This is a genomic window from Pseudacidovorax sp. DMC4 (genome assembly GCF_056314265.1).
Genome location: NZ_JBQUYR010000003.1, coordinates 265,675 through 291,345 on the forward strand (window position 1 = coordinate 265,675; position 25,671 = coordinate 291,345).

Here is a 25,671-nt window from a genome sequence, read left to right on the forward strand (position 1 = left end):
CCTGCGGGCCGGCCTCGCCGGGTGCGACCGCCTTGCCGCTGGGCCGTGAGGGGTATTCGCAACTGTTATATTTTGTAAATTCTTCTGCAGGCGTCCGTGAGCGTTCCTTTCTCCCAGCAGTTCGAGCAGCACGGCGCCTGGCGACGCAGCCTGGCACATCGGCTTCGCTGGCTGGCTTCCTGGCTGGGCGACAACGACCTGCTCGACGACGCCGTGGCGGAGCGGCTGAGGGATGCCGAGTCCCTGATGCGTGACAGCCGGGTCATGGTGGCCTTCGTCGCGGAGTTCTCGCGCGGCAAGTCTGAGCTGATCAACGCCTTGTTCTTTGCGGACTATGGCCGGCGCATCATGCCGGCCAGCGCCGGACGCACCACCATGTGCCCTGTGGAGCTTCGCCATGACGCGGGGCAGGCCCCCGGGCTGCGGCTGCTGCCGATCGACACGCGGCTCGTGCCCCGGTCGCTGCAGCAGTGGCGCGAATCGTCCGAGGGCTGGACCGGGATTGCCCTGTCGCCCGATGACGGCGAGCAGCTCGCGGCCGCCATGCAGAAAGTGGCCGAGGTCGACCGTGTCCCGCTCGAACGGGCCAAGGCGCTGGGTTTCTGGCGCGACGATGCCGGCGAAGACGCCCTGCCCGTGGATGCCCATCGGCACGTCGAGGTCCCGCGCTGGCGCCATGCGGTGCTCAACCTTCCGCATCCCCTGCTGGAGCAGGGCCTGGTCATCCTGGACACGCCGGGCCTCAATGCCATCGGCGCCGAGCCCGAACTCACGATGAGCCTGCTGCCCCAGGCCCACGCCGTGCTGTTCATCCTGGGGGCCGATACGGGGGTGACCCGCTCCGACCTCGCCATCTGGCGCGAACACCTGGGCGGGGCCGCACCGGCCGTTGCCTCGCGCATCGTCGCGCTGAACAAGATCGACACGCTGTGGGATTCGCTCAGCGCACCCGGACAGATCGAGGCCCAGATCGAGCGGCAGTGCGCCCTGTCCGCCGACATGCTGGGCGTGCCCCGCCGGCGCGTGCTGCCGGTGTCGGCGCAGAAGGGCCTGCAGGCGCGCATCGCAGGCGATGCACCGCTGCTGCAGGCGAGCCGGCTGCCGGCCCTTGAGGCGCTGCTGGGCCAGGGGCTGCTCGCCGAAAGGGAGGCCATCCTGCGCCGCGCCGTGGAGGGCGGGCTGGACGCCTTGCGCGCCGAGGCGCAGCGCATCCTGCGCCTGCGCCAGCGGGAGCTGACGGAGCAGGGCATGGAGCTCGAAGGCCTGCGCGGCAAGAACACCGCCACGCTGCGGCACATGATGCGCCGGGTCGAGCAGGAACAGTCGGAGTTCGAGGCGGGCGCCGAACGCGTTTCGGCCCTGCGTGCCGTCCTTGGCAAGCGCATGCGCGAGATGCAGGCCGTGCTCGGCCCGACGGCACTCAGGTCCGACATGGCGCAGTTCGCGCAGGCATTGGGCCGGCCCGGCATCAAGCTGCAGCTTGCGCAGGTCTACGCCCGCACCTTCGACGGGCTGCGCACCAACCTCGGCGATGTGCAGGCCACCATGGCCGAGCTGCAGGCCATGCTGCATGCGGCCTTCCGCCAGCTCAATGCCGAACATGGCTTTGCCCTGCAGGCCCCGGCCGAGCCCGATCTGTCGAAGTACATTGCCGAGATGAGCAGCATCGAGCAGAGCCATCTGCACTACCTCGGCATGGGCAACATCCTGCGCCTCGTGCAATCTGAATTCTGCGAGCGGCTGGCGCAGGCCCTGTCCAGCCGCGTGCGCACCGTCCGCGACGCCGCGCTGGGCGAGATCGAGGACTGGCGCCGCAGCGCCTTCTCCCAGATGGACCGCCAGATGAACGAGCGCCGCGCGACCTATGCCCGGCGCGTGGAGTCGATGGCCCGCGTGCGCGACGCCGCCAGCAGCCTGGACGAGCGCCTGGCGGAACTCGCCGGCCAGGGCGCGCAGCTTCGTGCCCTGGAGCAACGGCTGCGTGATCTCTGCGAGGTGCTCGTCGGCCGCAAGCCCGAGCCTGGCGCCCCGCCGGCTGCCGGCGACACCCAACTGCGCGCGGCGTGAGATCCGCCGCGACCGACGCCGCACCGGTCGTGCGGCAGGCGCGCCAATGCGCCGATGCTTTCTGGCTGCGCCTGGTGACCTGGCAGAAGACGCATGGCCGCAGCAGCCTGCCCTGGCAGAACACCCGCGACCCCTACCGGGTCTGGCTGTCCGAGATCATGCTGCAGCAGACGCAGGTGTCGACCGTGCTGGGCTACTACGAGCGCTTCCTGGCGCGCTGTCCCACGGTGGCGGACCTGGCTGCCGCACCTGAAGACGAGGTCATGGGCCTGTGGAGCGGACTGGGCTACTACAGCCGCGCACGCAACTTGCACCGCTGCGCCCAGGACGTGGTCGCGCGCTTCGGCGGCAGCTTTCCGCACAGCGCCGAACTGCTGCAGACGCTGCCCGGCATCGGCCGCTCCACGGCGTCCGCCATCGCCGCCTTCTGCTTCGGTGAGCGGGTGTCGATCATGGACGGCAACGTCAAGCGCGTGCTCTCGCGCCTGCTGGCCTTCGAGGGCGACCTGGCGAGCAGCGCCAACGAGAAACTGCTGTGGAAGGCGGCCGACGAACTGTTGCCGCCCGAGGGCGACACCGAGGCCATCTCCCGCTACACGCAGGGGCTGATGGATCTGGGCGCCACGGTCTGCCTGCCGCGCCAGCCGCAGTGCCTGATCTGCCCGGTCGAGGCGCTGTGCGAAGGCCGCCGGCAGGGCGATCCGGCGCGGCTGCCCATCAAGACGCGCAAGCTCAAGCGCAGCGCGCAGTCGCTGTGGCTGCTGCTGGCGCGCTCGGCCGACGGGCAGGCGGTGTGGTTGCAGAAGCGGCCGGCCAGCGGCATCTGGGCCGGCCTGCATGCGCTGCCGGTCTTCGACAGCGCCGAAGCGCTGGAAGCGGTCATGCCAGAGACCTTGCGCTCGGCGTTGCAGCATCTGCCGGCTTTCCTGCATGTGCTCACGCACAAGGACCTGCATCTGCACCCCGTCCAGGTCGACGCGGCGCGCAGCGACATGGCCGGCCTGGAGGGGCGGTGGGTGGCGGCCGAGGACTGGCCGGCGCTGGGCCTGCCTGCGCCGGTGCGTCGGTTGCTGGAAGAGCGCGCCGCCCGGATCGGCTGAGTCCGCCGGGTGGGACCCCGGGTCAGGACGCCTCGCCCGGGGCTGTGGAGCCCGGGCCACCAGTGGTTATTCGGCGTCCATCTCGCGGTGCCGCCGCAGCGTCACCCAGCGCTCGCCGAAGGTGCGGGCCAGTTGCTCGACCAGGAAGACCGAGCGGTGCTGACCGCCCGTGCAGCCGATGGCCACGGTGACGTAACTGCGATGGTCGTCCGCAAGTGCGTCCATCCAGTGCTGCAGGAACTGTTCGATGTCGCCGAACATGCGGGCCACCGCATCGTGCTGGCGCAGCCAGTCGATCACGGGCTGGTCGCGTCCGGTCAGCGGGCGCAGCGACGCGACGTAATGCGGGTTGGGCAGCATGCGCACATCGAAGACGTAGTCGGCATCGAGCGGAACGCCGCGCTTGAAGGCGAAGGATTGGAACACCAGGGTCAGCGTGCGCTGCGGCGCCTCGATCAGCGCCTTGATGTAGGTGCGCAGCTGGGCCGGGCGGATCAGGCTGGTGTCGATCAGGTCTGCACCTTCCCGCAATTCGGCCAGCAGTTCGCGCTCCAGCTCGATGGCCTGGATCAGTGCGCGCTCCTGCTCGGGCGCATCGACCCCGCCGTGCTGGCGCGACAGCGGATGCCGTCGGCGCGTCTCCGAATAGCGGCGCACCAGCGCCTCGGTGGTCGCATCGAGGAACAACGAGCGCACGGCCATGCCTTCCTGCCGCAGTGCCGCCAGGCGGATGGGCGCCTTCGACAGCGAGGTGCCGCTGCGTGCATCGATGGCCACGGCCACCAGCGGCGCCTGGTTCTCCTTCTGCAACCGGATGAAGTCATCCAGCAGTTCGGGCGGCAGGTTGTCGACGCAGTAGTAGCCGGCGTCTTCGAGCGCGGCCAGGGCCACCGACTTGCCGGAGCCGGACATGCCGGTGATCAGCACCAGGTCCATGGAGGGATTCATCGTCGTCAGCTTTCCTGCGGGCTCAGCATTTCGCGGGCATGGGCGAGCGAGGCGGCTGATACCCGCTCACCGCCCAGCATGCGGGCGATCTCCTGCATGCGGCCTTCGCCGTCGAGCGGCGCGACCGTGCTTTCCGTGACCGGCTGTGGCTTGCCGCCCTGTGCGGTCGCCGCGTTCAGTGTGCGCTTGGCCACGCGCAGATGGTGGTCGGCGCAGGCGGCCACCTGCGGCAGGTGGGTCACCGCCAGCACCTGGCGATCGCGGCCGAGCTGGCGCATCAGGCGACCCACGGTGTCGGCCACCGCGCCGCCGATGCCGGTGTCCACCTCGTCGAAGATCAGCGCCTGCGCTGTGCCCAACTGGCTGGTGGTGACCGCGATGGCCAGTGCGATGCGCGACAGCTCGCCGCCCGAAGCCACCTTGCCCACCGGCCGCGGCGTGCCGCCGGCATGGCCGGCCACGAGGAAGGCGATGTCCTCCATGCCGTGGCGCGCTGGTTGCGGCAGCGGCTGCAGATCGACGGCAAAACGGCCGCCCTGCATGCCCAGGCCCTGCATCGCTTCGGTGATGGCCGCGGCCAGCTTGGGGGCGGCCTTCTTGCGGGCCTGGCCGACGGCGCGTGCCTCCTTGTCGAAGGCCTGGCGCGCCCGCTGCTCGGCCTGCTCCAGCGCGGCCAGGTCGGCCTGGGCTTCCAGCGTCTGCAGTTCCTGCCGCCAGCTGGCGAGCAGGGCGGGCAGCTCCTCGGGGGGGCGGCGGTAGCGGCGGGCCAGTGACATCCACAGGCCCAGGCGCTCGTCCAGCGCCTGCAACTGGTCGGCGTCGGTCTCGGTGCGGCGCAGGTAGCCGTGCAGCGCATGCAGTGCGTCGGAGGCCTGAGCCAGGCTACCGGCAAGTTCGTCGCCCAGCGTCTTGAATTCGGGTTCGATGTGGGCCAGATCCTGCAGGCGGTCGGCGGCGCGCGAGAGCAGGGCCAGGGCGCCCTGTTCGTCCTCTTCCAGCAGGCCGGCGGCGGCCTGCGCGGCGTCGATCAGCGACTGTGCGTTGGCCAGCCGGGTGTGCTGGCTGGAGAGTTCTTCCCACTCGTCGGCGCCGGGCGCCAGCTTGTCGACCTCGCCGATCTGCCACTGCAGGCGTTCGCGCTCGCGCAGCAGGCTTTCCTGCGCATTGCGGGCGGCTTCCAGCGCAGTGCCGGCCTGGCGCCAGTTCTGCCAGGCGGTCTCCAGTGCGGCGGTTCGGACCCCGGCATAGGCGTCCAGCAGGCCGCGCACGGCATCGGGGCGGGTCAGGCTCTGCCACGCATGCTGGCCGTGGATGTCCAGCAGGTGCGCGCCCAGTTCACGCAGCTGCGTGGCGGTGGCCGGGCTTCCGTTGATCCAGCCGCGGCTGCGGCCCTGGGTGTCGACGGTGCGGCGCAGCAGCAGGGTGTCGCCGGCCTCGAAGCCGCCTTCTTCCAGCCAGGTGCCGAGCGCCGGGTCGGCGTCGAATTCGGCGCTCACATCCAGCCGCTCGGCGCCTTCGCGCACGGAACCGGCGTCGGCCCGGTTGCCCAGCGCCAGTTGCAGGGCGTCGATCAGGATCGACTTGCCGGCGCCAGTCTCGCCCGTGAGCACGGTGAAGCCCTCGGCCAGGTCCAGGTCGAGCGCGCGGACGATGACGAAGTCGCGCAGGACGATGCGTCGCAGGGCCACTCAGGAGCCTCCTTCGTTCCAGTGAAGTTTCTTGCGCAGGGTGTCGAAATAGCTCCAGCCGCGCGGATGCAGGAAGCGCACCCTGTGCTCGGAGCGCCGCACCAGCACCTGGTCGCCATGGGCGAGGGAGGCGAGGGACTGCATGTCGAAATTGGCGCTGGCGTCGCGCCCGCCCACCACCTCGACCGAGATCTCCTCGGCGTCGGGCAGCAGGATCGGCCGGTTCGACAGCGTGTGCGGCGCGATCGGCACCATCACCCAGCCGGGGATGGAGGGATGCAGCATCGGCCCGCCCGCCGACAGTGCGTAAGCGGTGGAGCCGGTAGGCGTGGCGATGATCAGGCCGTCGGCACGCTGGTTGGCCACCAGATGCCCGCCGACCGAGACGCGCAGCTCGACCATGCCGGAGGTGGCGCCGCGGTTGACCACCACGTCGTTCATGGCCTGGGCGGTGAACACGACCTCGCCGGCGCGCATGACCCGGGCCTGGATCAGGCTGCGGTGGTCTTCCTCGTACTCGCCGGCCAGCATCGGCGTGAGTGTGGCCTCGTAATGTTCCAGCGGGATGTCGGTGACGAAGCCCAGGCGGCCGCGGTTGATGCCGATCAGCGGCACGCCGTAGCGGGCGAGCTGCCGGCCGATGCCCAGCATGGTGCCGTCGCCGCCGACGACCAGGCCCAGGTCGCACTGCTCGCCGATCTCCTGCACCGTGAGCAGGGGCCAGCGGCCCGCGCGCGGCACGCCGTCCTCGCCGCATTCGGCGCTGCTGCGCTCGAGCACCACGACGCAGCCGCGCGACTCCAGGAACGCCGCAATGCCCTCGATGACAGCATCGCGCTCGCGCGCCGCCGTCGCCTGGTACTTGCCGATGAGCGCCACATGGCGGAAGGGTGCGTGCATGGGGACAAATTACATCACGACACCGGAGGCGTCCCACCGCCTGGCAAGGCCTTGTCCGCCGCCTAGGGATCGCGGGCCGCGGGGTATCATTTGCCGATGCTGGACGACCGCGCCAAGCTGCTGCTCAAGACCCTGGTGGAACGCTACATCGCCGACGGCCAACCCGTCGGCTCGCGCACGCTCTCGCGCGCCGCCGGTCTCGAGCTTTCCCCCGCCACCATCCGCAATGTGATGGCCGACCTCGAGGACCTGGGGCTGATCGTCAGCCCCCACACCTCCGCCGGCCGCATTCCCACTGCGCGCGGCTACCGGCTGTTCGTCGACACCATGCTCACGGCCCAGCGGGCCCAGTTGCAGTCCACGCCGCCGAGCCTGCCGCCGGACCAGCCCCAGAAAGTGATCGCCAGCGCGGCACAGCTGCTGTCGAACCTCTCCCAGTTCGTGGGCGTGGTGATGGCGCCGCGGCGCACGACGGCCTTCCGGCACATCGAATTCCTGCGGCTGTCGGAGCGGCGGCTCCTGGTCATCATCGTCTCGCCCGACGGCGACGTGCAGAACCAGGTCATCTTCACCGACCGGGACTACACCCAGTCGGAGCTCATCGAAACCTCCAACTACCTCACCGCCCACTACGGTGGCCTGTCCATCGAGCAGGTGCGCGACCGTCTCAAGGGCGAGATGGACGGCCTGCGCGCCGAGATCGCCTCGCTGATGCAGGCGGCAGTGCAGGCGAGCTCGCAGGCGTTTTCGCAGGCACAGGAAGAAGTCATCATTGCCGGCGAGCGCAACCTGCTGGCCGTGAGCGACTTCTCCAGCGACATGGGCCAGTTGCGCCGTGCCTTCGAGTTGTTCGAGCAGAAGGCCGAGCTGATGCGGTTGCTGGACATGTCCAGCAAGTCCGACGGCGTGCGCATCTTCATTGGCGGCGAAAGCCAGGTGGTGCCGTACGAAGAGCTGTCGGTCGTCAGTGCCAACTACGAAGTCAACGGCGAGGTGGTCGGCACCCTGGGCGTGATCGGACCGACCCGCATGCCCTATGACCGCATGATCCAGATCGTGGACATCACTTCCCGCTTGGTCAGCAACGCGCTGAGCCACAACAACAAGTAGCCGTTCGGCGCCGCGCCGACATGGCGTAGAGAGACGGGGCACGCCGTTCGGACGACCGCGGATCAGCGCGCCGGCGCTTCCCCCGCCAGCGCCTGCAGCGCCGGCACGTCGCGGATCAGTACGACGTAGCCATGCATCTCGATGCATCCCAGTTCCACCAGTCGCCGGAAGCAGCGGGACAGCGTGGCCTGTGCCATCACCAGCTGGCGCGCAATGGAGCGCTTCTGCACCGGCAATCGCACCGAGCGGTCCTTGCCGGCGGCTTCGAAAGGTTCGCGCAGCAGCCAGGCGGCCAGGCGCCCCAGCACGTCCTTGGTGGCCAATTCGTGCCGCCCGTCCGTCAGTTGGCGGATGCGCTCGGCCATCACCAGGCCGACGGCGCGCTGAAGGGCCGGATCCTGCCGAGCGGCTTCCAGCAGGTGCTCCAGCGGCAGTGCGGCCAGGGTGACGCGAGCCGGACACACGGCTGACTCGATCCAGTCCGACTCCAGCCAGGCGGAGGCGAGATCCAGCCACTGGCCCGGGCCGAGAACGCGGTTCTCGACCAGACCCCCATCCGCACCAATGCGGCCGACCACGATGCGGCCTTCGGCAACGAGCCACCACGACGGTGGATGGTTGTCCGGCATGGCGGCGATGGCGCCCTTGGGCAGCACATGCAGGCGCAGGGCGCCGGCCAGCCGCTCCAGCGTGGCCGGTGCTGGCTCGCAGGGGGCGAAGGCGCCGCGCAACAAGGGCACGCCGGACAGGACGACCGGCCGCCGCCCGGTGGCGGCTTTCCAGCGCCGCGCTTCGGGGCGCGGTGCGTCGGAGGTCAGGGAAGACAGGGCCGGCAGCATGAAAGGTCGGGGTGGCGTCAGGTGGTCGATGCCCGACTCTGCCCACGATGCGACCGCGCTGCCTTGAGCCAGCGCAAGGGTTGGCGGATCGGCCGCCGCCCGCCATCAGCCGCACAGTCCGGTGAAGCCGCAGGCGGTACAGAAGCTGCAGCCATCCTTGCGGATCAGGGTGGCGTTGCCGCATTCGGGGCAGGCGGCGCCGGCCATGGCCTGCTGCACGCCCGGCGCTGTGACGGCAGGGGCGGCCAGGATGCCCATCTCCTGAAGCGGAAAGCCTTCCTCGTCCAGCACACCGAGCATGGCGTAGCGATGGATCACCAGCCGCGCCAGGTAGGCCACGGTCGAGGGCCAGGTCTGCTGCCGCCGCACCTTCGGATCCAGGCTGGGCACGAAGGCCATGAAGTGGCCCAGCGGCTCGGCATAGCTCAGCAGCTTGCGCAGCTTCATGCCAATCCATGCCGGGTCGATCACCCGCATGTCCAGCGACAGCACGCGCGCCAGTCCGTCGAGCGCGCGCGGATAGTTGCCCGAGAAGCCCAGGGCGCAGGGCCGGGTGTGGGTGGCGCCGCTGGGGCTGGGCAGCAGCACCTCCTTGAGCGTGAGGGTGAAGGCTTCGCCCGTGGCCGGGTTCTCGATGTCCACGGCCCAGGCCAGCGTGCCGGAGGGGCCGGTGTGCGGCTCGTCCAGGCTGAACAGGGCGTCGAGCACCGGCGTGCCGGGCGCGGGCGGGTTCCACAGACCCAACTGCTCGCAGCGCCAGCGCAGCACGGCGGCGGTGGCGGCAACCACGCCGGGGAATGTGCGCACCTCGCCATGGGGTGGGAAGGGCATGTCGAAGGGGCGCTCCTCCTGCACGGTGGCCAGCGCGTCGAGCTTGAGGCGCACCCATTCGGCGTCGCGCGCCCGCAGGTCCATCGACAGCGTCTTGGCCAGGGCGCCCAGGCCGCGGGGCTGCTCGGCGCCGTTGACCCACACCTCGAAGGGCAGCGGCCGGGCGCCCTCGCCGCCGTCCGGGGCTTCGCCGACGAAAAGCGCGAACTGCCCGTGCGGATGCCGAACCATGGTGCACCAGGCCGCATTGCCGGCGGGAAAGTCCGGCCGGCCGGGCCAGCGCAGCGAGGCCAGCACCGGCTCGCGCGGCAGGCGATCCAGCGCCAGGCGGCGGTCGGCGATGCCCGGCGCGGGCAGGGCGGCGTCCGGCTGCGGCACGCTGAGCACGGCGCCCAGCACGGCATTGGGCCGGTAGGTGGCCAGGCCCTTCAGGCCGGACTGCCACGCCTGCAGGTAAAGATCCTGGAAGGCCGCGTAGGGATAGTCTGCCGGCACGTTCACCGTCTTGCTGATCGAGGTGTCGATGAAGGGCGCGACGGCCGCCACCATGGCCGCATGCGACTGGGCGCTCATCTCCAGCGCCGTGACAAAGGCGGGCGGCAAAGGCGCGTCCGGCCCGCGCAAGTGGCGGAACAGGCGCCAGGCATGGTCCTCCACCGCGAATTCCTGGAAGGTGCCGTCGGCCATGCGCTTCTTGCGCTGGTACGTCCAGCTGAACGGCGGCTCGATGCCATTGCTGGCGTTGTCGGCAAAGGCCAGGCTGATGGTGCCGGTCGGCGCGATCGACAGCAGGTGCGAGTTGCGCAGGCCGTGGCGGCGGATGCGCTCCCGCAGCGCCGCCGGCAGGCGCGCGGCGAAGCGCCCGCGCTGCAGGTAGAGGTCGGCATTGAACAGGGAGAAGGCGCCACGCTCGCGCGCCAGTTCGGCGGAGGCGGCATAGGCCGCGTCGCGCAGCCGCTCGGCGATGCGCGCCGCCATCTGCCGCGCCGGCGCCTCGTCGTAGCGCAGCCCGAGCATGGCCAGCGCATCGCCCAGTCCGGTGAAGCCCAGGCCGATGCGGCGCTTGGCCATCGCTTCCTCGCGCTGGCGGGGCAGGGGCCAGAGCGACACGTCGAGCACGTTGTCCAGCATGCGCACGCAGGTGGGGATGAGCGCGTCGAAGGCCGCCTCGTCGAAGCGTGCCTCGGGCTCGAAGGGCTGGCGCACGAAGCGCGTCAGGTCGATGGAGCCCAGGCAGCAGCAGCCGTAGGGCGGCAGCGGCTGCTCGGCGCAGGGATTGGTGGCGGAGATGGTCTCGCAGTAGCCGAGGTTGTTGTTGGCATTGATGCGGTCCAGGAAGAGCGCGCCCGGTTCGGCGTGGTCGTAGGTGGCGCGCATGATCTGGTCCCACAGCGCACGTGCGGGTACGCGGCGGTAGACCCAGGCGCCATCGCCACGTGGATGGGCACCTTCGGCCTTCTGCGCCTCGCCAGGCTCGGCGCGGTGCACCAGCTCGATTTCGGCATCGGCCTGCACGGCCTGCATGAAGGCGTCGGTGATGCCGACCGAGATGTTGAAGTTGCGCAGGTCGCCCGCGTCCTTCGCGTGGATGAATTCCTCCACGTCCGGATGGTCGCAGCGCAGCACGGCCATCTGGGCGCCCCGGCGCGCGCCGGCCGATTCCACCGTCTCGCAGGAGCGGTCGAACACGCGCATGTAGCTCACCGGGCCTGAGGCGCTCGATTGGGTGCTGCGCACCCGTGCGCCCTTGGGGCGGATGCGCGAGAAGTCGTAGCCCACGCCGCCGCCGCGCCGCATGGTCTCGGCCGCTTCGGTCAGGGCCGTGTAGATGCCGGGATGGCCTTCATCGTCCTCGGCGATGGAATCGCCGACCGGCTGGACGAAGCAGTTGATGAGCGTGGCTTCCAGCGTGGTGCCGGCGGCCGAAAGGATGCGCCCAGCGGGGATGAAGCCAGCCTCCAGCGCATCGACGAAGACGTTTTCGAAATGGGCGCGGCGCTCCGGTGCCTCGACGGCAGCCAGCGCCTGGGCCACCCGCCGCCGGACGTCGCCGACTTCGCGTTCGTCACCCTTGGCGTATTTCTCGCGCAGCACGTCCTGGCTGATGGCCTGGGCGGGCAGGACGGTGCAGTTCAGGATGGGCATGGGCAACTCCTGTTGGGTGGCGGCCGCTGTAGTGCCCGGCAGGCAAGCGGCAGCGATCGGGTGAACTGTATGAAAAACCAGCCCTTCGGTCTGTCGGAAAACCACTCTGCTGCCGTGGGCTGTAGCTTTGTCGTTTTTCTTGATCTTTCAAGATATATCATTGATTCATCTTGAGCTTTCCGAAGGATTCGCATGACTGAAGAATGGATGCACCCGGGGCGCGGCGGCGGTCGAGGCCATGGCCATCGGCGTTCAGGTGCCGACACGCTGGCCGAGGGGGCGATGGAGGGCCGCGGTGGCGGCCGGCGCCCGCGCCAGTTGGAGCCCGGCGACCTTCGCCTGCTGATGCTCCATGCGCTGGCCGCCCAGCCGAGCCATGGCTATGAGCTGATCAAGGCGATCGGGGAGTGGGTGGGCGGCGACTACACCCCCAGCCCGGGAACCGTCTATCCGACGCTGGCGTTGCTGGAGGACCTGGGCCTTGCCCGCTCGGAAGCCAGCGATGGCGGCCGCAAGCGCTTCCATCTGACGCCCCAGGGCGAGGCGGAACGTGCTGCGCAGGCGTCGGCCATCGAGGCGGTGCTGGAGCGCCTGGCGCAGGCGCGAGCCCGCGCCCACGCGCGCCGCTTGCCCGAGATCCGCCGTGCCATGGAGAACCTGAAGATGGCGCTGCGCCTGCGCCTGGAAGGCGAGATGGAGTCGACGGAACTGGTTCGTCGACTCGCCGAGATCATCGACCGCGCCGCGGTCGAGGTGGAACGCGCCTGAGTGGCGCCCCGACAGAGAGACCGACCATGAAACAACACCGCTACCGAATCACCGTCGAACACCTGGCCGATGCGCACGGCAACCCGTCCACTCACCCCGAGCCGCTGCGCTTCGAGGCCGGCAACCACGACGACATCCTCGCCATCGCTGAGCGCATGCGCGGCCGCGGCGAATTCCCGCCCGACACGGCCAACGCGCTGGCGGTGGGCCTGAAGCTGTTCAGCGAGGTGATGCTGGAGAACCGAGGCCATCCACTCTTCGCGGATTTCGCGCCGCACTTCCGTGCCTTCATGCAGCACCTGAAGAAGAGCCCGCAACGGCTGGGGGGCGATGCGCCGGCGGCCGACGTTTCGCCTGCAGCCGGCCAGGCTCAGTAGTTGAGCCGCTCCGGCCGCAGCTCCTGCAGGATGGTTGTCGCGATCTCTTCGATGGACTTGGTGGTGGTCGACAGCCAGCGGATGCCGGCCCGGCGCATCATGGCCTCGGCCTCGCTCACCTCGTAGCGGCAGTTCTCGATGCTGGCGTAACGCGAATTGGGCCGCCGCTCGTTGCGGATCTCGGCCAGCCGCTCGGGCTGGATGGTCAGCCCGAAGATTTTCTTGCGGAAGGCGATCAGCGCCGGCGGCAACTGCCGGCGGTCGAAGTCCTCGGGGATCAGCGGATAGTTGGCCGCCTTCAACCCGTGCTGCATGGCCAGGTAGAGCGAGGTCGGCGTCTTGCCGCTGCGGCTCACGCCCACGAGGATGACGTCCGCCGCCTCCAGATCCGCATGGCTCTGGCCATCGTCGTGCTGCAGACTGAAGTCGATGGCGGCGATGCGGTCGTGGTATTCCTTGCTCTTGCTGATGTCCGAGAAGCGGCCGATGCGGTGGTTGGACTTCATCGCCAGCTCGATCTCCAGCGGCCGCACGAAGGTGCCGAAGAGGTCGAGCAGCATGCCCTTGCAGCCGGTCTCGATCACCTCCAGCACCTCCATGTTGGCCAGGGTGGTGAAGACGATGGGCCGATAGCCTTCGAGCTCGGCCGTGTGATTGATCTGCCGCACCGCCTGGTGGGCCTTGTCGACCGTGTCGGTGAAGGGCATGCGCACGTGGCGTGCCTTGAGTTCGAACTGGTTGAGCACGGCATTGCCGAAGGTCTCGGCGGTGATGCCGGTGCCGTCCGAAACGAAGAAAACGGTGCGCTTGTGCATGGGGGCGGCCTGTAGTTTCTGTCCTGCGGCGGCGGTCCGGACCGCCGCCTACAATCCCGCAGATTATCGGCGCGTGCCCTCCGCGCGCCGCACCCGCATCCCTTCCCATGCAGTCGCCCCGCGCACCCAGAGCAAGAAGAACGATCGCGCCCGGCTGCCTGCTGCATGGAACGCACCGCTTTTTAAACTCCGGAGTCTTCCCATGTCTGCCCTGTTCGAAGCGACCGCCCTGGTCGTGCCCTTCGAAAACCTGAGGATGAGCGATGTCGAGGCCGTTGGCGGCAAGAACGCCAGCCTCGGCGAGATGATTTCCCAGCTGCCCGAGGGCGTGCGCGTGCCCACCGGCTTCGCCACCACCGCCCATGCCTTCCGCGAGTTCCTCGCGCACGAAGGCCTGACGCAGCGCATCAGCCAGCGCCTGGCTACCCTGGACATCGAGGACGTGCGCGCCCTGGCCGCCGCCGGCGCCGAGATCCGCGGCTGGATCGAGGCGCAGCCCTTCCCCGCCGACCTCGAAAGGGCCGTGCGCGAGCACTTCGCCAAGCTGAGCGCGGGCAATGACCAAGCCAGCTTCGCGGTGCGTTCCTCGGCCACTGCCGAGGATCTCCCCGACGCTTCCTTCGCCGGCCAGCAGGAGACCTTCCTGAACGTCGTCGGCATCGAGGACGTGCTGCACAAGATGAAGGAGGTGTTCGCCTCTCTCTACAACGACCGTGCCATCAGCTACCGCGTCCACAAGGGCTTTGCCCACGACGTGGTGGCCCTGTCGGCCGGCGTACAGCGCATGGTCCGCTCCGACCTGGGTGCCGCAGGCGTGATGTTCACCATCGACACCGAATCGGGCTTCGACCAGGTCGTCTTCATCACCTCCAGCTACGGTCTGGGTGAGACGGTGGTGCAGGGCGCCGTCAACCCCGACGAGTTCTACGTCCACAAGCCGATGCTCGAAGCCGGCAAACGCGCGGTGATCCGCCGCAACCTGGGCTCCAAGCTGATCCAGATGGAATTCGCCACGCCCGAGGAGAAGAAGGCCTCGGGCAAGCTGGTCAAGACCACCGACGTCAAGACCGAACTGCGCAACCGCTATTCGCTGACCGATGCCGAGGTGGAGCAACTGGCGAAGTACGCCATGGTCATCGAGAAGCACTACGGCCGCCCGATGGACATCGAGTGGGGCAAGGACGGCACCGACGGCCAGCTCTACATCCTGCAGGCCCGTCCCGAGACGGTGAAGAGCCAGCAGCAGGGCAAGGTCGAGCAGCGCTTCAAGCTCAAGGGCAAGAGTGCCGTGCTGGCGGAAGGCCGCGCCATCGGCCAGAAGATCGGGACCGGCCCCGTGCGCCTGGTGCACAGCATCAGCGAGATGGACAAGGTGCAGGCCGGCGACGTGCTGGTCACCGACATGACCGACCCCAACTGGGAGCCGGTGATGAAGCGCGCCAGCGCCATCGTCACCAACCGCGGCGGCCGCACCTGCCATGCGGCGATCATCGCGCGCGAACTGGGCATTCCGGCCGTTGTGGGCTGCGGCGACGCCACCAGCCTGCTCAAGGACGGCACGCTGGTCACCGTGAGCTGCGCTGAGGGCGACACCGGCCACATCTACGACGGCCTGCTGGAGACCGAGGTCACCGAGGTCCAGCGCGGCGAGATGCCCAAGATCCCGACCAAGATCATGATGAACGTGGGCAACCCGCAGCTCGCCTTCGACTTCGCCCAGCTGCCCAACGAAGGCGTGGGCCTGGCGCGGCTGGAATTCATCATCAACAACAACATCGGCGTGCATCCCAAGGCCATCCTGGACTATCCGCAGGTCGATCCCGACCTGAAGAAGGCCGTGGAATCGGTGGCCCGCGGCCATGCCTCGCCCAAGGCCTTCTACGTCGACAAGGTGGCCGAGGGCGTGGCCACCATCGCGGCGGCCTTCTGGCCCAAGCCGGTGATCGTGCGCCTGTCGGACTTTAAGTCCAACGAGTACCGCAAGCTGATCGGTGGCAGCCGCTACGAGCCGGAGGAAGAGAACCCCATGCTGGGCTTCCGCGGCGCGGCGCGCTACATCAGCGCCGAGTTCGGCGAGGCCTTCGCCATGGAGTGCGAGGCGCTCAAGCGCGTGCGCAACGAGATGGGCCTGACCAACGTGCAGATCATGGTGCCCTTCGTGCGCACGCTGAAGCAGGCCGAGCGCGTGACCACGCTGCTGGGCGAGCACGGCCTCAAGCGCGGCGAGAACGAGCTCAAGATCATCATGATGTGCGAGGTTCCCAGCAACGCCATCCTGGCGGACGAGTTCCTGCAGTACTTCGACGGCTTCTCGATCGGCTCGAACGACCTGACGCAGCTCACCCTGGGCCTGGACCGCGATTCCGGCCTGGAACTGCTGGCGGCGGACTTCGACGAACGCGACCCGGCGGTGCAGGCCATGCTGTCGCGCGCCATCGAGGCCTGCAAGAAGCAGGGCAAGTACGTGGGCATCTGCGGCCAGGGCCCCAGTGACCATCCCGACTTCGCCCTGTGGCTGGCGGACCAGGGCATCGCATCGATCTCGCTCAACCCGGACAGCGTGATCGAGACTTGGCAGCGACTGGCGCAGCGCTGATCGCAGCCTTCAGCGCTGCGAGACCGACCCGGCATGTCGCCGGGACGGACGCACATTGAAAAGGGCGGCCCGTCTGTGCGGGCCGCCTTTGTCTTTGCAGGTTCTGGAACTAAGCTGGCGAGGTTGGCCTGTTCCGGTATATACTCGTGGGCTTTCCCTTGCCACACTGCCTGGACGCGGCGGGTGGCTTTTCTGGACCTCGCGCATGCGCGCCTGGTCCGCAAACCCCCAAGGAGTGTCATGCGTCACTACGAAATCATTCTGCTGATCCATCCGGATCAAAGCGAGCAGGTTCCGGCCATGCTGGAGCGTTACAAGGGCATGATCGCCGCCGGCAACGGCAAGGTGCATCGTGTCGAAGACTGGGGCCGCCGCCAGCTGGCCTACCAGATCAACAAGCTGAACAAGGCCCACTACCTGTGCGTCAACATCGAGGCCGACCAGGCCGTGATGTCCGAACTGGAGCATGCCTTCAAGTTCAACGACGCCGTGCTGCGCCACCTGACCGTGCTGAAGAAGAAGGCCGACACCGGCCCCTCCTCGATGATGAAGACCGTCGAGCGCGAGGAAGCCCGCAAGGCCCAGCAGGCCGAGTACGCCGCCAACAACAGCAGCAACTGATGTGGCTGCGCCTGCGGCGGCCAACCATCTGCTCCTGACGGCCTGCATCGAAGAGATCGCCGCCTTGCGTTTCACCCCGGCCGGGCTCCCGGCCATCGACCTGCGGCTCGACCATGAGTCGACCCAGGACGAAGCCGGACAGACCCGGCAGGTGAAGGCGGCACTCAAGGCAGTGGCCTTTGGCGCAGTGGCCGAGCGGCTCGCGCGGCAGGCGCTGGGCAGCCAGTGGCGGTTCCAGGGTTTCCTGGCCAACCCCCGCAACGGCAAGCACCCGGTGCTCCACGTCACGGATTTTCAGCAAGATTAATTTTCGACAGAGGTCCCTCCATGGCCACGTTCAAGAAATTCAACAAGGACAAGCGTCCGAAGCGCAACACCCAGTCGCTGCTGTTCAAGCGCAAGCGTTTCTGCCGCTTCACCGTCGCCGGTGTCGAAGAGATCGACTACAAGGACATCGACACCCTGCGCGACTTCGTTGGCGAGAACGGCAAGATCGTCCCCGCCCGCCTGACCGGCACCCGCGCCATCTACCAGCGTCAGCTGAACACCGCGATCAAGCGCGCCCGCTTCCTCGCGATGCTGCCGTACAGCGACCAGCACCGCGTCTGAGCCGGAAGGAGTACATCCCATGCAAGTCATTCTTCTGGACAAGATCGTCAACCTCGGTGCGCTTGGCGACATCGTCAAGGTCAAGGACGGTTACGCCCGCAACTTCCTGATCCCCACCGGCCGTGCCCGCCGCGCCACCGAATCGGCCAAGGCCGAGTTCGAAGCCAAGCGTGTCGAGCTGGAAAAGGCTGCCGCCGCCAAGCTGGCTGAAGCCCAGTCCCAAGGTGAGAAGCTGTCTGGCTCCACCGTCAAGCTGACCCAGAAGGCCGGCGTCGATGGCCGCCTGTTCGGCTCGGTGACCAACCACGACATCGCCGACGAACTGAAGAAGTCCGGCTACGACGTGGCCAAGTCGCAGGTCCGCCTGCCCAACGGCCCGATCAAGACCGTTGGCGACACCACGGTGAGCGTGGCCCTGCACACGGACGTGGTCGTCGAGATCACCGTCACGGTCTACGGCGAAACCGCCTGATCCCCCTGCGAACGGCCGGCGGATTTCCGCTCGCCTTCACATCCCAAGGCCGCCTCCGGGCGGCCTTCTCATTGGCGCACCGGCCAGTTGTCCCGGCCTGCGCACCGGAAGCCCACGGGTTGTCCCCAGACTTATCCCGTGACTCGGCTGCCATGGCGGCCTAGCATCGCCGCCTGCACTGCACGCCATGTCCGCTGTCTTTTCTCCCTTTGCTCCCAACGATCCTTCCGGTGACCGCCAGGTGGCGCAGCTGCGCGTGCCGCCGAACTCGGTGGAAGCCGAATCCAGCGTGCTGGGCGGCCTGCTGCTCGACAACAGCGCCTGGGACCGCGTGGGCGACCTGCTCACCGATGGCGACTTCTACCGTCACGAGCACAAGCTGATCTTTGGCGCCGTCGGCCAGCTGATCAACGGCAACAAGCCGGCGGACGTGATCACGGTGCACGAGCACCTGCAGAACCTCGGGCAGTCCGAGGAAACGGGCGGCTTGGCCTACCTCAACTCGCTGGCCCAATTCGTGCCCAGCGCGAGCAACATCCGCCGCTACGCCGAGATCGTGCGCGAGCGGGCAGTGCTGCGAAAGCTGATCTCCGCCGCCGACGAGATCTCCACCGCCGCCTTCAATCCGCAGGGCAAGGCCGTCGACAAGATCCTGGACGAGGCCGAGCAGAAGATCTTCAACATCGGCGAAGAGGGCTCGCGCAACAAGCAGGGCTTCCACAGCATGGACTCGCTGGTGGTCGAGCTGCTGGATCGCGTGACCGAGATGGCCGACAACCCCAACGACATCACTGGGGTGCCGACCGGCTTCTACGACTTCGACCGCATGACCTCGGGCATGCAGGCTGGCGACATGATCGTGCTGGCAGCGCGCCCGTCCATGGGCAAGACCTCGCTGGCCATCAACATCGCCGAGCACGTGGCGCTCAACGAGGGCTTGCCGGTGGCGGTGTTCTCGATGGAAATGGGTGCCGCTCAGCTGGCCATCCGTATCGTGGGCTCCATCGGCCGCATCGACCAGGGGCACCTGCGCACAGGCAAGCTGACCGACGAGGAATGGCCGCGCCTGACCGAGGCCATCGAGAAGCTGCGTAACATCTCGCTGCACATCGATGAGACCCCGGGCCTGTCCACGAGCGAGTTGCGTGCCAATGCGCGACGCCTCGCGCGCCAGTGCGGCCAACTGGGCCTGATCGTGGTCGACTACCTGCAGCTGATGAGCGTGTCGGGCGGCATGGCCGACGAGAACCGCGCGACGGCCGTGGGCGAGATCTCGCGTGGCCTCAAGATGCTGGCCAAGGAACTCAAGTGCCCGGTGATCGCGTTGTCGCAGTTGTCGCGCGGCGTGGAAAGCCGCACTGACAAGCGTCCGATGATGAGCGACCTGCGCGAATCGGGCGCCATCGAGCAGGATGCGGACGTGATCATGTTCATCTACCGCGACGACTACTACAACAAGGACTCCAAGGAGCCCGGCGTCGCCGAAGTGATCATCGCCAAGCAGCGGAACGGCCCGACCGGCACGGTGAAGCTGGCCTTCCTGAAGCCGTTGACCAAGTTCGAGAACCTGGCAGGCGGCTTCGGGGGCGATGACTTCTGAGTAGGAGCGACCGCCGACTCGCTGGTGAATGCGCACGTCGGGAGGTCGGCGTGGCTGGAGGCGCTCCCGATGCTGCATATGCGGCGCGCCGTCGTGGCAATCGGCACGCTCTATTTCTTGAACGTCGCCGGTCGGCCGCTCAGATGCTGCGGTCGTCCGCGCAGTTGGCTTCGATCCGGCGGCGCAGGTCGGCCAGTGTGCGACCGGGCTCGTCCCTGAAGCCTTCCTCCAGCATCCGCGCATCGCGGATCCGGTCCATGCGGAAGGCGCGGAAGTCCTGCCTCAGCTCGCACCAGGCGGCCAGCGTCCAGACCTTGCCCCAATAGAAGCAGCCCAGCGGACGCACCTGGCGCTCGCTGGGCTTGCCGCCCTCGTCGCGATAGTCGAGCCAGAGCTTGCGGCGCGCCTGCGCCGCCTCGCGCAAGGTGCGCAGGTGGATCCGGGTCACGTCGTCCAGGGCAATGGCAGGCGCGTACAGCGCGAGCGATTCGGCGGCCGCCCGCGCCGTTGGCGGCAGCACCGACAGGATCTTGCCCAACGCACTGTCTATGTTGTCGCCCAGCGCCGGATCGACCCAGCTTTGGGCCAGCCGTGCCGCAGCCACCAGCGCCCGGGCCTCGTCCTGCGTGAACATCAGCGGCGGCAGATCGAAACCCTGGCCCAGCCGGTAGCCGATGCCCGCTTCGCCCTCGAGTGGCACACCTTGGCGCTGCAGGTCGGCGATGTCGCGGTAGACGGTGCGCTCCGACACCTCCAGCCGCCCGGCCAGGAAGGCGGCGGTGGTCAGCCGACGGCCGCGGATCAGTTGGACGATCTGGAACAGGCGGTCGGCACGGCGCATGGGGCAAACGGATCAGGTGGGATCGGCGGTGGGAAGGCGGGCCTGCATGGCGGCGGCGATACGTCGCATGTCGTCCGCGCCGATTTCGAACAGGCCGAAGCGCAGCTTATAGCCCCATCCGCGGCGGTCTCGGGTGAAGTCCAGCTGGTCCACCAAGCCGGCGATGGGCACCTCGCAGGCCTCGGCATAGTGCACGTCGCGCCGCCAGGGCACGAAGCCACCGCCCATGTCGGCCTGGTAGGGGGCCGACGGCGCCACCGTGCCCACCGAGACGAAGGCCTGCAGCCGGTCACGCGCGCCGAAGCGCTCGGCGGGCGCGTAGTAGGCCACGCAGTCGCCCGCCGCCAGGCGCCGCAGCGGCGCGCCGCGGCCATGGCAGACCTGCATGAAGCCGGCGGGCCGGTGATCGCGGCCCAGGCGGGCATGTTCGGCGCTGGCCACGGCGATCCAGTGGCGGGCCGGCCGGGCGGACGCGCTGCACGGCGGCATGAGCAGGCCGAAAGGTGGGGGCGGCACGGCGTCAGTCCAGGGCATGCAGACCGACCACATTGCCCTCGGGATCGCGCACCAGGGCGAAATAGCCGATGCCGGGGGCGATGAGCGTGCGCGGCGTGACGACCTGGCCGCCGGCTTGCATGGCGCGGTCGAGCGCGCCTTGCACGCCTGGCTCGCAGTCGAGGTAGACGACGGTGCCGCCTTCGGCCGGACGATGCCCCTCGCGGCGCACCAGGCAGCCGCCCGCGCCGGGCTTGTCGTGGGCGAACACGGCCATGGTGTCGCCGCCCATGTCCTCCGTGCCGCGCATCGCGCGGTCGAGCATGCGTTCGTAGAAGCGCTGGGCAGCAGCAAGGTCGGTGACGGGGATCTCGAACCAGGTGTTGGCGTTGCGCATGGAAAGCTCCTTTCGGTGGTGATGAACAGGAGCGTGATGCTGCGCCGGGGCTCCTGACAGCGTGTTGTCAGGAGGCCGGCGGTGGTACGCGTTCGGCCGGTGAGCGCCCAGGAAAAAGCCCGCGCGGCCTGGCGGCGGCGCGGGCAGTGACGACGATGCGGCCGTCGATGGACGAGCGTCAGAGCACGTCGCTGGCGAAGTCGGCCAGCCGCGAGCGCTCGCCGCGCGCCAGCGTGATGTGGCCGCTGTGCGGCCAGCCCTTGAAGCGGTCGACCGCGAAGGTGAGGCCCGAGGAGCCTTCGGTCAGGTAGGGCGTGTCGATCTGCGCGAGGTTGCCCATGCAGATGATCTTGGTGCCCGGGCCGGCGCGGGTGATCAGCGTCTTCATCTGCTTGGGCGTCAGGTTCTGCGCCTCGTCGATGATCACGTACTTGTTGAGGAAGGTGCGGCCGCGCATGAAGTTCATGCTCTTGATCTTGATCTTGGAGCGGATCAGTTCATTGGTGGCCGCACGGCCCCATTCGCCGGCGCCGCCGTTTTCGCCCTTGGCCAGGAACTCCAGGTTGTCGTCCAGGGCGCCCATCCAGGGGCCCATCTTCTCCTCCTCGGTACCGGGCAGGAAGCCGATGTCCTCGCCCACGCTCACGGTGGCGCGGGTCATGATGATCTCGGTGTAGCGCCTGTCGTCGAGCACCTGCGTCAGGCCCGAGGCCAGGGCCATCAGCGTCTTGCCCGTGCCAGCGGTGCCGGTCAGGGTGACGAAGTCGATGTCCGGGTCCATGAGCAGGTTCATGGCGAAGTTCTGTTCGCGGTTGCGCGTGGTCACGCCCCAGACGGCGTTCTTGCCCGAGCTGTAGTCCTTCAGCGTCTTGAGCACCGCCGTCTTGTCGCGCACCTCGGTCACACGGGCGTACATGCTCGGCTCGCCGGGGGCTTCGAAGTAGACGAACTGGTTGATGTAGAGGCTGGGCACCAGCGGCCCCGTGATGCGGTAGAAGGTGCTGCTGCCCGACTGCCAGCTTTCCACCGCCTTGCTCTGGCGCGTCCAGAAGTCGGCCGGCAGCGCGAGCGAGCCCGAATACAGCAGGTCGCCGTCCTCGAGCGCCTTGTCGTTCTGGTAGTCGTCGGCGGCCAGGCCCAGGGCGCGCGCCTTGACGCGCATGTTGATGTCCTTGGACACCAGCACCACCTCGCGCCGGTCCGCGCCCTTGTTCTTCTCGTGCAGCGCGCGCAGGGCCTGCACCACACCCAGGATCTGGTTGTCCGCCTTGCCCTGGGGCAGGCTGGTGGGCAACTGGTAATCGAGCGGCTGGGTCTGGAAGAACAGCCGGCCACCCGCTTCCTTGTGGCCGGTGGTGTCGAGCTTGAGCCCCTCGCTCATGTCGGCGCCCTGCGCGGCGGCCAGGGCGTCGAGCGTGCGGCTGGCCTGGCGGCCATTGCGCGCGACTTCGGTCGTGCCTTTCTTGTGGCCGTCCAGTTCCTCCAGCACGATCATCGGCAGGTAGATGTCGTGCTCCTCGAAGCGGAACAGACAGGTCGGGTCGTGCAGCAGCACGTTGGTGTCGAGCACGAACAGGCGCTTGGGGCCGGTCTTTTTCACGCTGCGCTTGCGGCGATCCTGGGCCGGCTCCTCGGCGGCACGGCTGGCCAGGGGTGCCGGGGGCAGCGGGGCGACGACCGGCTCCGCCAGGCGAGCCGTGATCGGCGCCGCGACGGGCGCGAGCGCCACGGCTGGCGAGGCGCCGCCTGCATCGGGCAACTGGCGGTCGTCGAACAGCGTGGGGGATTCTTTCCGCGCGTCCGTCTGCCGTTCAGCCGAAGTACGGCGCGCCTTGGGGGCGGCGCGCGCCGGTGCGTCGAGCGCTTCCGGCGAAAGCAGGGCTGCACGCTTGGTCGGGGCGGGGGGCAGGGGCATGGAGGAACAGGCTCGCTGAAAAGTCGCGCGCAAAGGCGCAGGGGCCGAAAAACGAAAAAGCCGCCTGGAGACCAGGGCGGCTTCTTTCGGGGGATGCTGTCGTCGGGCTCAACGGCATGGGGCCATTATGCACACCGACCGGGCTCCCTCTCGTGACGGACGGCGCCGCTTGGCGATGACCGTCACCAGGGCGTCAGGCGGCCTTCTTGAGCGCCTTGACTTCCTTGAGGACCTCGTCCACATGGCCGGGCACCTTGAGTCCGCGCCATTCGGCCTTGAGCACGCCGTCGGGGCCGATCAGGAAGGTGCTGCGCTCGATGCCCTTGACCTTCTTGCCATACATGATCTTGTTCTTGACCACGCCGAACATGTGGCACATCTTTTCTTCGGTGTCGGCGATTAGTTCGAAGGGCAGCTCGAGCTTGGCCTTGAACTCGTCATGGGACTTCATGTTGTCGCGCGACACCCCGAAGACCACCGCGCCGGCCTTCACGAAATCCTTGTAGTGGTCGCGGAACTGCATGGCCTCGGTGGTGCAGCCGGGCGTGTTGTCCTTGGGGTAGAAGTACAGCACGACGGTCTGGCCGATGTGGGACGTGTTCGAGACCTTGATTCCGCCGGTGGCGCTGGCATCGAATTCGGGAATGGGTTTGTTGACAACGATCGCCATGAAACTTGTAATCTCCGCTCTGGGTTCCCGAGAAATGACGCGAAACCGGGATCCCTTGATGCAACGTGGTTGCGTTCCACGACGCAAGCATGTGCAAATTCTTCGAGGGAACGCGGTCCGGTCTGCAACCGCAGATTTTATCCCGATTGCCAATCAGCGGATAGCCGTCCGTGCTTCCAAAAGGAGGGCGGCGACCACATGGCGTCCTTCGCCGGCCAGGATGTTGTAGGTGCGGCAGGCGGCGGCGGTGTCCATGGTCTCCACCCCGGTGCCCGCCGCGATCAGCGGGGCAAGCCATGCAGGCTTGGGAAAACGGATCCGCTCCCCGCTGCCGAAGATCACCACCTCCGCCTTCAACTCGGCCAGCTGTGCGAAGTGCGCGGGCGTCAGCGCCTCGAACCGGTCGCAGGGCCAGTCGAAACGCTCGTCGCGCGAGCCGACGACCACGCTCGCATCCACCCGCTGACCATTGATGGCCACCCATCCAGGCCCCGTCGCGGTGACGGTCTGGACGTCGTGTTTGTCGGGCTGGAGCTTCATCGGGAGGGGGCTTTCATCTGTGTTCCAATTGTAGGTTTCCCCTTTTGGCGGGCCCCTCGGAGGGACTTTGAAAGCGATCAAGAAATCGGCCAAGCTGGCCCATGTGCTGTACGACATCCGCGGTCCCATCATGGACGCGGCCAAGCAGATGGAGGAAGAGGGCCAGAAGATCATCAAGCTGAACATCGGCAACCTTGCGCCCTTCGGCTTCGATGCGCCCGAAGAGGTGCAGCAGGACATGATCCGCCACCTGCCGGCGTCGGCGGGCTATTCCGACAGCAAGGGCATCTTCGCCGCACGCAAGGCGGTGATGCACTACACCCAGCAGCAGGGCATCGCGGGCGTCACGCTCGAGGACATCTACCTGGGCAATGGCGCCAGCGAGCTGATCGCGATGGCCACCAACGCGCTACTGGACGACGGCGACGAACTGCTGCTGCCCGCGCCCGACTATCCGCTGTGGACGGCGGTCACCAGCCTGTCGGGGGGCAAGCCGGTCCACTACCTGTGCGACGAGGCCAACCAGTGGATGCCCGACCTGGACGACATCCGCGCCAAGATCACGCCGCGCACCAAGGGCATCGTGGTCATCAACCCCAACAACCCGACGGGTGTCGTCTACAGCGACGCGTTGCTCAAGGGCCTGGTCGAGATCGCCCGCGAGCACGAGCTGGTGCTGCTGGCCGACGAGGTCTACGACAAGGTGCTGTACGACGGCGTCAAGCACACGGCGCTGGGCAGCCTGTCCACCGACGTGCTGACGCTGACCTTCAACTCGCTGTCCAAGAGCTACCGCTCCTGCGGTTACCGCGCGGGCTGGATGGTGGTGTCCGGCGACAAGCGCGCCGCCAGCGACTACATCGAAGGCCTGAACATGCTGGCCAACATGAAGCTGTGCTCCAACGTGCCGGGCCAGTGGGCCATCCAGACGGCGCTGGGCGGCTATCAAAGCATCAACGAGCTGGTCGGCCCCGGTGGCCGGCTGCGCCGCCAGCGCGACCTAGCCTATGACCTGATCACCTCGATCCCCGGCGTGAGCTGCGTCAAGCCGCAGGCGGCGCTGTACATGTTCCCGCGGCTCGACCCCAAGGTCTATCCCATCGCGGACGACCGGCAGTTCTTCCTCGAACTGCTCAAGGAAACCCGCGTGATGCTGGTGCAGGGCACCGGCTTCAACTTCCCCGACCAGCAGCACTTCCGCATCGTCTTCCTGCCGCACGAGGACGACCTGCGAGAGGCCATCGCCCGCATCGAACGCTTCCTTGCGCGCTACCGCCAGCGCCACGCCTGATTCCCGAGCATCCCGATTGACTGACGAGTGATCCGC

The 25,671-nt window shown here is 68.1% G+C and carries 24 protein-coding genes; 12 read left to right on the plus strand and 12 right to left on the minus strand.

What is annotated here, in order from left to right; all coding sequences use genetic code 11:
• Nucleotides 1–96 precede the first annotated feature (96 nt).
• A complete protein-coding gene (locus tag ACT54X_RS07785; RefSeq protein ID WP_294371797.1) occupies nucleotides 97–2,067 on the plus strand; it encodes a dynamin family protein in 1,971 nt (656 codons plus the stop codon).
• A 29-nt stretch (nucleotides 2,068–2,096) separates the two neighbouring features.
• Nucleotides 2,097–3,167, plus strand: coding sequence for an A/G-specific adenine glycosylase (gene mutY / locus ACT54X_RS07790; protein WP_294371845.1), 1,071 nt, complete (start codon nucleotides 2,097–2,099; stop codon nucleotides 3,165–3,167).
• Nucleotides 3,168–3,233: 66 nt separating this feature from the next.
• Here mutY and rapZ read toward each other — a convergent pair whose 3' ends face one another.
• Genes rapZ through ACT54X_RS07805 form a run of 3 tightly spaced genes read right to left on the minus strand, consistent with a single transcriptional unit; the run spans nucleotide 3,234 to nucleotide 6,703 of the window.
• Nucleotides 3,234–4,115 (minus strand): RNase adapter RapZ, encoded by an 882-nt coding sequence (gene rapZ, locus ACT54X_RS07795; protein ID WP_294371796.1) that lies wholly within the window; start codon nucleotides 4,113–4,115, stop codon nucleotides 3,234–3,236.
• A 5-nt stretch (nucleotides 4,116–4,120) separates the two neighbouring features.
• On the minus strand, nucleotides 4,121–5,803 hold the full coding sequence (gene recN, locus ACT54X_RS07800) for a DNA repair protein RecN (protein ID WP_294371793.1): 1,683 nt from the start codon (nucleotides 5,801–5,803) through the stop codon (nucleotides 4,121–4,123).
• Nucleotides 5,804–6,703 (minus strand): NAD kinase, encoded by a 900-nt coding sequence (locus tag ACT54X_RS07805; RefSeq protein WP_234196995.1) that lies wholly within the window; start codon nucleotides 6,701–6,703, stop codon nucleotides 5,804–5,806.
• A 96-nt stretch (nucleotides 6,704–6,799) separates the two neighbouring features.
• Here ACT54X_RS07805 and hrcA point away from each other — a divergent pair, with 96 nt between their 5' ends.
• Nucleotides 6,800–7,813: a heat-inducible transcriptional repressor HrcA gene (gene hrcA, locus ACT54X_RS07810; RefSeq protein ID WP_294371788.1), complete on the plus strand. Its 1,014-nt coding sequence runs from the start codon at nucleotides 6,800–6,802 to the stop codon at nucleotides 7,811–7,813.
• Between the two features lie 62 nt (nucleotides 7,814–7,875).
• Here hrcA and ACT54X_RS07815 read toward each other — a convergent pair whose 3' ends face one another.
• Nucleotides 7,876–8,652, minus strand: coding sequence for a Crp/Fnr family transcriptional regulator (locus tag ACT54X_RS07815; protein ID WP_294371783.1), 777 nt, complete (start codon nucleotides 8,650–8,652; stop codon nucleotides 7,876–7,878).
• Nucleotides 8,653–8,757: 105 nt separating this feature from the next.
• Nucleotides 8,758–11,628: an adenosylcobalamin-dependent ribonucleoside-diphosphate reductase gene (locus ACT54X_RS07820; RefSeq protein ID WP_294371779.1), complete on the minus strand. Its 2,871-nt coding sequence runs from the start codon at nucleotides 11,626–11,628 to the stop codon at nucleotides 8,758–8,760.
• A gap of 192 nt (nucleotides 11,629–11,820) precedes the next feature.
• Here ACT54X_RS07820 and ACT54X_RS07825 point away from each other — a divergent pair, with 192 nt between their 5' ends.
• A complete protein-coding gene (locus ACT54X_RS07825) occupies nucleotides 11,821–12,396 on the plus strand; it encodes a PadR family transcriptional regulator (protein WP_294371776.1) in 576 nt (191 codons plus the stop codon).
• 26 nt (nucleotides 12,397–12,422) lie between these two features.
• Entirely contained in the window at nucleotides 12,423–12,773 is a 351-nt protein-coding gene (locus ACT54X_RS07830; protein ID WP_294371773.1) for a DUF3861 domain-containing protein, read from the plus strand.
• On the opposite strand, the gene ppsR is transcribed toward ACT54X_RS07830, so the two are convergent.
• Nucleotides 12,767–13,588, minus strand: a complete 822-nt coding sequence (gene ppsR, locus ACT54X_RS07835) for a posphoenolpyruvate synthetase regulatory kinase/phosphorylase PpsR (RefSeq protein WP_017757862.1) — start codon at nucleotides 13,586–13,588, stop codon at nucleotides 12,767–12,769. The two genes, ACT54X_RS07830 and ppsR, sit on opposite strands and share 7 nt — an antisense overlap.
• Nucleotides 13,589–13,790: 202 nt before the next feature.
• Between ppsR and ppsA the strand changes: the two genes are divergently transcribed.
• The 6 genes from ppsA to dnaB all read left to right on the plus strand — a co-directional run bounded on the left by ppsA (nucleotide 13,791) and on the right by dnaB (nucleotide 19,486).
• Nucleotides 13,791–16,184 carry a phosphoenolpyruvate synthase gene (ppsA, locus tag ACT54X_RS07840; RefSeq protein WP_294371769.1) on the plus strand — a complete coding sequence of 798 codons (2,394 nt, stop codon included), beginning with the start codon at nucleotides 13,791–13,793 and terminating at the stop codon, nucleotides 16,182–16,184.
• A 240-nt stretch (nucleotides 16,185–16,424) separates the two neighbouring features.
• On the plus strand, nucleotides 16,425–16,805 hold the full coding sequence (rpsF, locus tag ACT54X_RS07845) for a 30S ribosomal protein S6 (RefSeq protein ID WP_017757860.1): 381 nt from the start codon (nucleotides 16,425–16,427) through the stop codon (nucleotides 16,803–16,805).
• A 1-nt stretch (nucleotide 16,806) separates the two neighbouring features.
• Nucleotides 16,807–17,112 carry a primosomal replication protein N gene (gene priB, locus ACT54X_RS07850; protein ID WP_234197001.1) on the plus strand — a complete coding sequence of 102 codons (306 nt, stop codon included), beginning with the start codon at nucleotides 16,807–16,809 and terminating at the stop codon, nucleotides 17,110–17,112.
• 20 nt (nucleotides 17,113–17,132) lie between these two features.
• Nucleotides 17,133–17,414: a 30S ribosomal protein S18 gene (gene rpsR / locus ACT54X_RS07855; RefSeq protein WP_017757858.1), complete on the plus strand. Its 282-nt coding sequence runs from the start codon at nucleotides 17,133–17,135 to the stop codon at nucleotides 17,412–17,414.
• Between the two features lie 19 nt (nucleotides 17,415–17,433).
• Nucleotides 17,434–17,886 carry a 50S ribosomal protein L9 gene (gene rplI / locus ACT54X_RS07860; protein ID WP_294371745.1) on the plus strand — a complete coding sequence of 151 codons (453 nt, stop codon included), beginning with the start codon at nucleotides 17,434–17,436 and terminating at the stop codon, nucleotides 17,884–17,886.
• Nucleotides 17,887–18,073: 187 nt separating this feature from the next.
• Nucleotides 18,074–19,486 (plus strand): replicative DNA helicase, encoded by a 1,413-nt coding sequence (gene dnaB, locus ACT54X_RS07865; protein ID WP_294371743.1) that lies wholly within the window; start codon nucleotides 18,074–18,076, stop codon nucleotides 19,484–19,486.
• A 139-nt stretch (nucleotides 19,487–19,625) separates the two neighbouring features.
• On the opposite strand, the gene ACT54X_RS07870 is transcribed toward dnaB, so the two are convergent.
• The 6 genes from ACT54X_RS07870 to ACT54X_RS07895 form a co-directional block, all read right to left on the minus strand.
• Nucleotides 19,626–20,327, minus strand: coding sequence for a helix-turn-helix transcriptional regulator (locus ACT54X_RS07870; RefSeq protein ID WP_294371741.1), 702 nt, complete (start codon nucleotides 20,325–20,327; stop codon nucleotides 19,626–19,628).
• Between the two features lie 12 nt (nucleotides 20,328–20,339).
• On the minus strand, nucleotides 20,340–20,843 hold the full coding sequence (locus tag ACT54X_RS07875) for an EVE domain-containing protein (protein ID WP_366934714.1): 504 nt from the start codon (nucleotides 20,841–20,843) through the stop codon (nucleotides 20,340–20,342).
• A 4-nt stretch (nucleotides 20,844–20,847) separates the two neighbouring features.
• Nucleotides 20,848–21,219, minus strand: a complete 372-nt coding sequence (locus ACT54X_RS07880) for a VOC family protein (RefSeq protein ID WP_294371739.1) — start codon at nucleotides 21,217–21,219, stop codon at nucleotides 20,848–20,850.
• A 178-nt stretch (nucleotides 21,220–21,397) separates the two neighbouring features.
• Entirely contained in the window at nucleotides 21,398–23,134 is a 1,737-nt protein-coding gene (locus ACT54X_RS07885) for a PhoH family protein (protein ID WP_476345855.1), read from the minus strand.
• A 193-nt stretch (nucleotides 23,135–23,327) separates the two neighbouring features.
• Nucleotides 23,328–23,804: a peroxiredoxin gene (locus tag ACT54X_RS07890; protein ID WP_476345857.1), complete on the minus strand. Its 477-nt coding sequence runs from the start codon at nucleotides 23,802–23,804 to the stop codon at nucleotides 23,328–23,330.
• A gap of 153 nt (nucleotides 23,805–23,957) precedes the next feature.
• Complete coding sequence (locus tag ACT54X_RS07895; RefSeq protein ID WP_294371733.1) at nucleotides 23,958–24,344, minus strand: Mth938-like domain-containing protein; 387 nt, start codon at nucleotides 24,342–24,344, stop codon at nucleotides 23,958–23,960.
• 67 nt (nucleotides 24,345–24,411) lie between these two features.
• Between ACT54X_RS07895 and ACT54X_RS07900 the strand changes: the two genes are divergently transcribed.
• Nucleotides 24,412–25,635, plus strand: a complete 1,224-nt coding sequence (locus ACT54X_RS07900) for a pyridoxal phosphate-dependent aminotransferase (protein WP_017757303.1) — start codon at nucleotides 24,412–24,414, stop codon at nucleotides 25,633–25,635.
• Nucleotides 25,636–25,671: the final 36 nt, after the last annotated feature.

Excerpts from the sequence above, each read along its gene's own strand:
- hrcA (WP_294371788.1), top strand. The coding sequence starts at position 6,800 with ATGCTGGACGACCGCGCCAAGCTGCTGCTCAAGACCCTGGTGGAACGC.
- ACT54X_RS07815 (WP_294371783.1), bottom strand. The coding sequence starts at position 8,652 with ATGCTGCCGGCCCTGTCTTCCCTGACCTCCGACGCACCGCGCCCCGAA.
- ACT54X_RS07820 (WP_294371779.1), bottom strand. The coding sequence starts at position 11,628 with ATGCCCATCCTGAACTGCACCGTCCTGCCCGCCCAGGCCATCAGCCAG.
- ACT54X_RS07885 (WP_476345855.1), bottom strand. The coding sequence starts at position 23,134 with ATGCCCCTGCCCCCCGCCCCGACCAAGCGTGCAGCCCTGCTTTCGCCG.
- rpsR (WP_017757858.1), top strand. The coding sequence starts at position 17,133 with ATGGCCACGTTCAAGAAATTCAACAAGGACAAGCGTCCGAAGCGCAAC.
- rplI (WP_294371745.1), top strand. The coding sequence starts at position 17,434 with ATGCAAGTCATTCTTCTGGACAAGATCGTCAACCTCGGTGCGCTTGGC.
- ACT54X_RS07825 (WP_294371776.1), top strand. The coding sequence starts at position 11,821 with ATGACTGAAGAATGGATGCACCCGGGGCGCGGCGGCGGTCGAGGCCAT.
- ACT54X_RS07890 (WP_476345857.1), bottom strand. The coding sequence starts at position 23,804 with ATGGCGATCGTTGTCAACAAACCCATTCCCGAATTCGATGCCAGCGCC.
- ACT54X_RS07895 (WP_294371733.1), bottom strand. The coding sequence starts at position 24,344 with ATGAAGCTCCAGCCCGACAAACACGACGTCCAGACCGTCACCGCGACG.
- ACT54X_RS07830 (WP_294371773.1), top strand. The coding sequence starts at position 12,423 with ATGAAACAACACCGCTACCGAATCACCGTCGAACACCTGGCCGATGCG.
- ACT54X_RS07880 (WP_294371739.1), bottom strand. The coding sequence starts at position 21,219 with ATGCGCAACGCCAACACCTGGTTCGAGATCCCCGTCACCGACCTTGCT.
- ppsR (WP_017757862.1), bottom strand. The coding sequence starts at position 13,588 with ATGCACAAGCGCACCGTTTTCTTCGTTTCGGACGGCACCGGCATCACC.
- ACT54X_RS07805 (WP_234196995.1), bottom strand. The coding sequence starts at position 6,703 with ATGCACGCACCCTTCCGCCATGTGGCGCTCATCGGCAAGTACCAGGCG.
- ppsA (WP_294371769.1), top strand. The coding sequence starts at position 13,791 with ATGTCTGCCCTGTTCGAAGCGACCGCCCTGGTCGTGCCCTTCGAAAAC.
- rapZ (WP_294371796.1), bottom strand. The coding sequence starts at position 4,115 with ATGAATCCCTCCATGGACCTGGTGCTGATCACCGGCATGTCCGGCTCC.
- ACT54X_RS07870 (WP_294371741.1), bottom strand. The coding sequence starts at position 20,327 with ATGCGCCGTGCCGACCGCCTGTTCCAGATCGTCCAACTGATCCGCGGC.
- dnaB (WP_294371743.1), top strand. The coding sequence starts at position 18,074 with ATGTCCGCTGTCTTTTCTCCCTTTGCTCCCAACGATCCTTCCGGTGAC.
- rpsF (WP_017757860.1), top strand. The coding sequence starts at position 16,425 with ATGCGTCACTACGAAATCATTCTGCTGATCCATCCGGATCAAAGCGAG.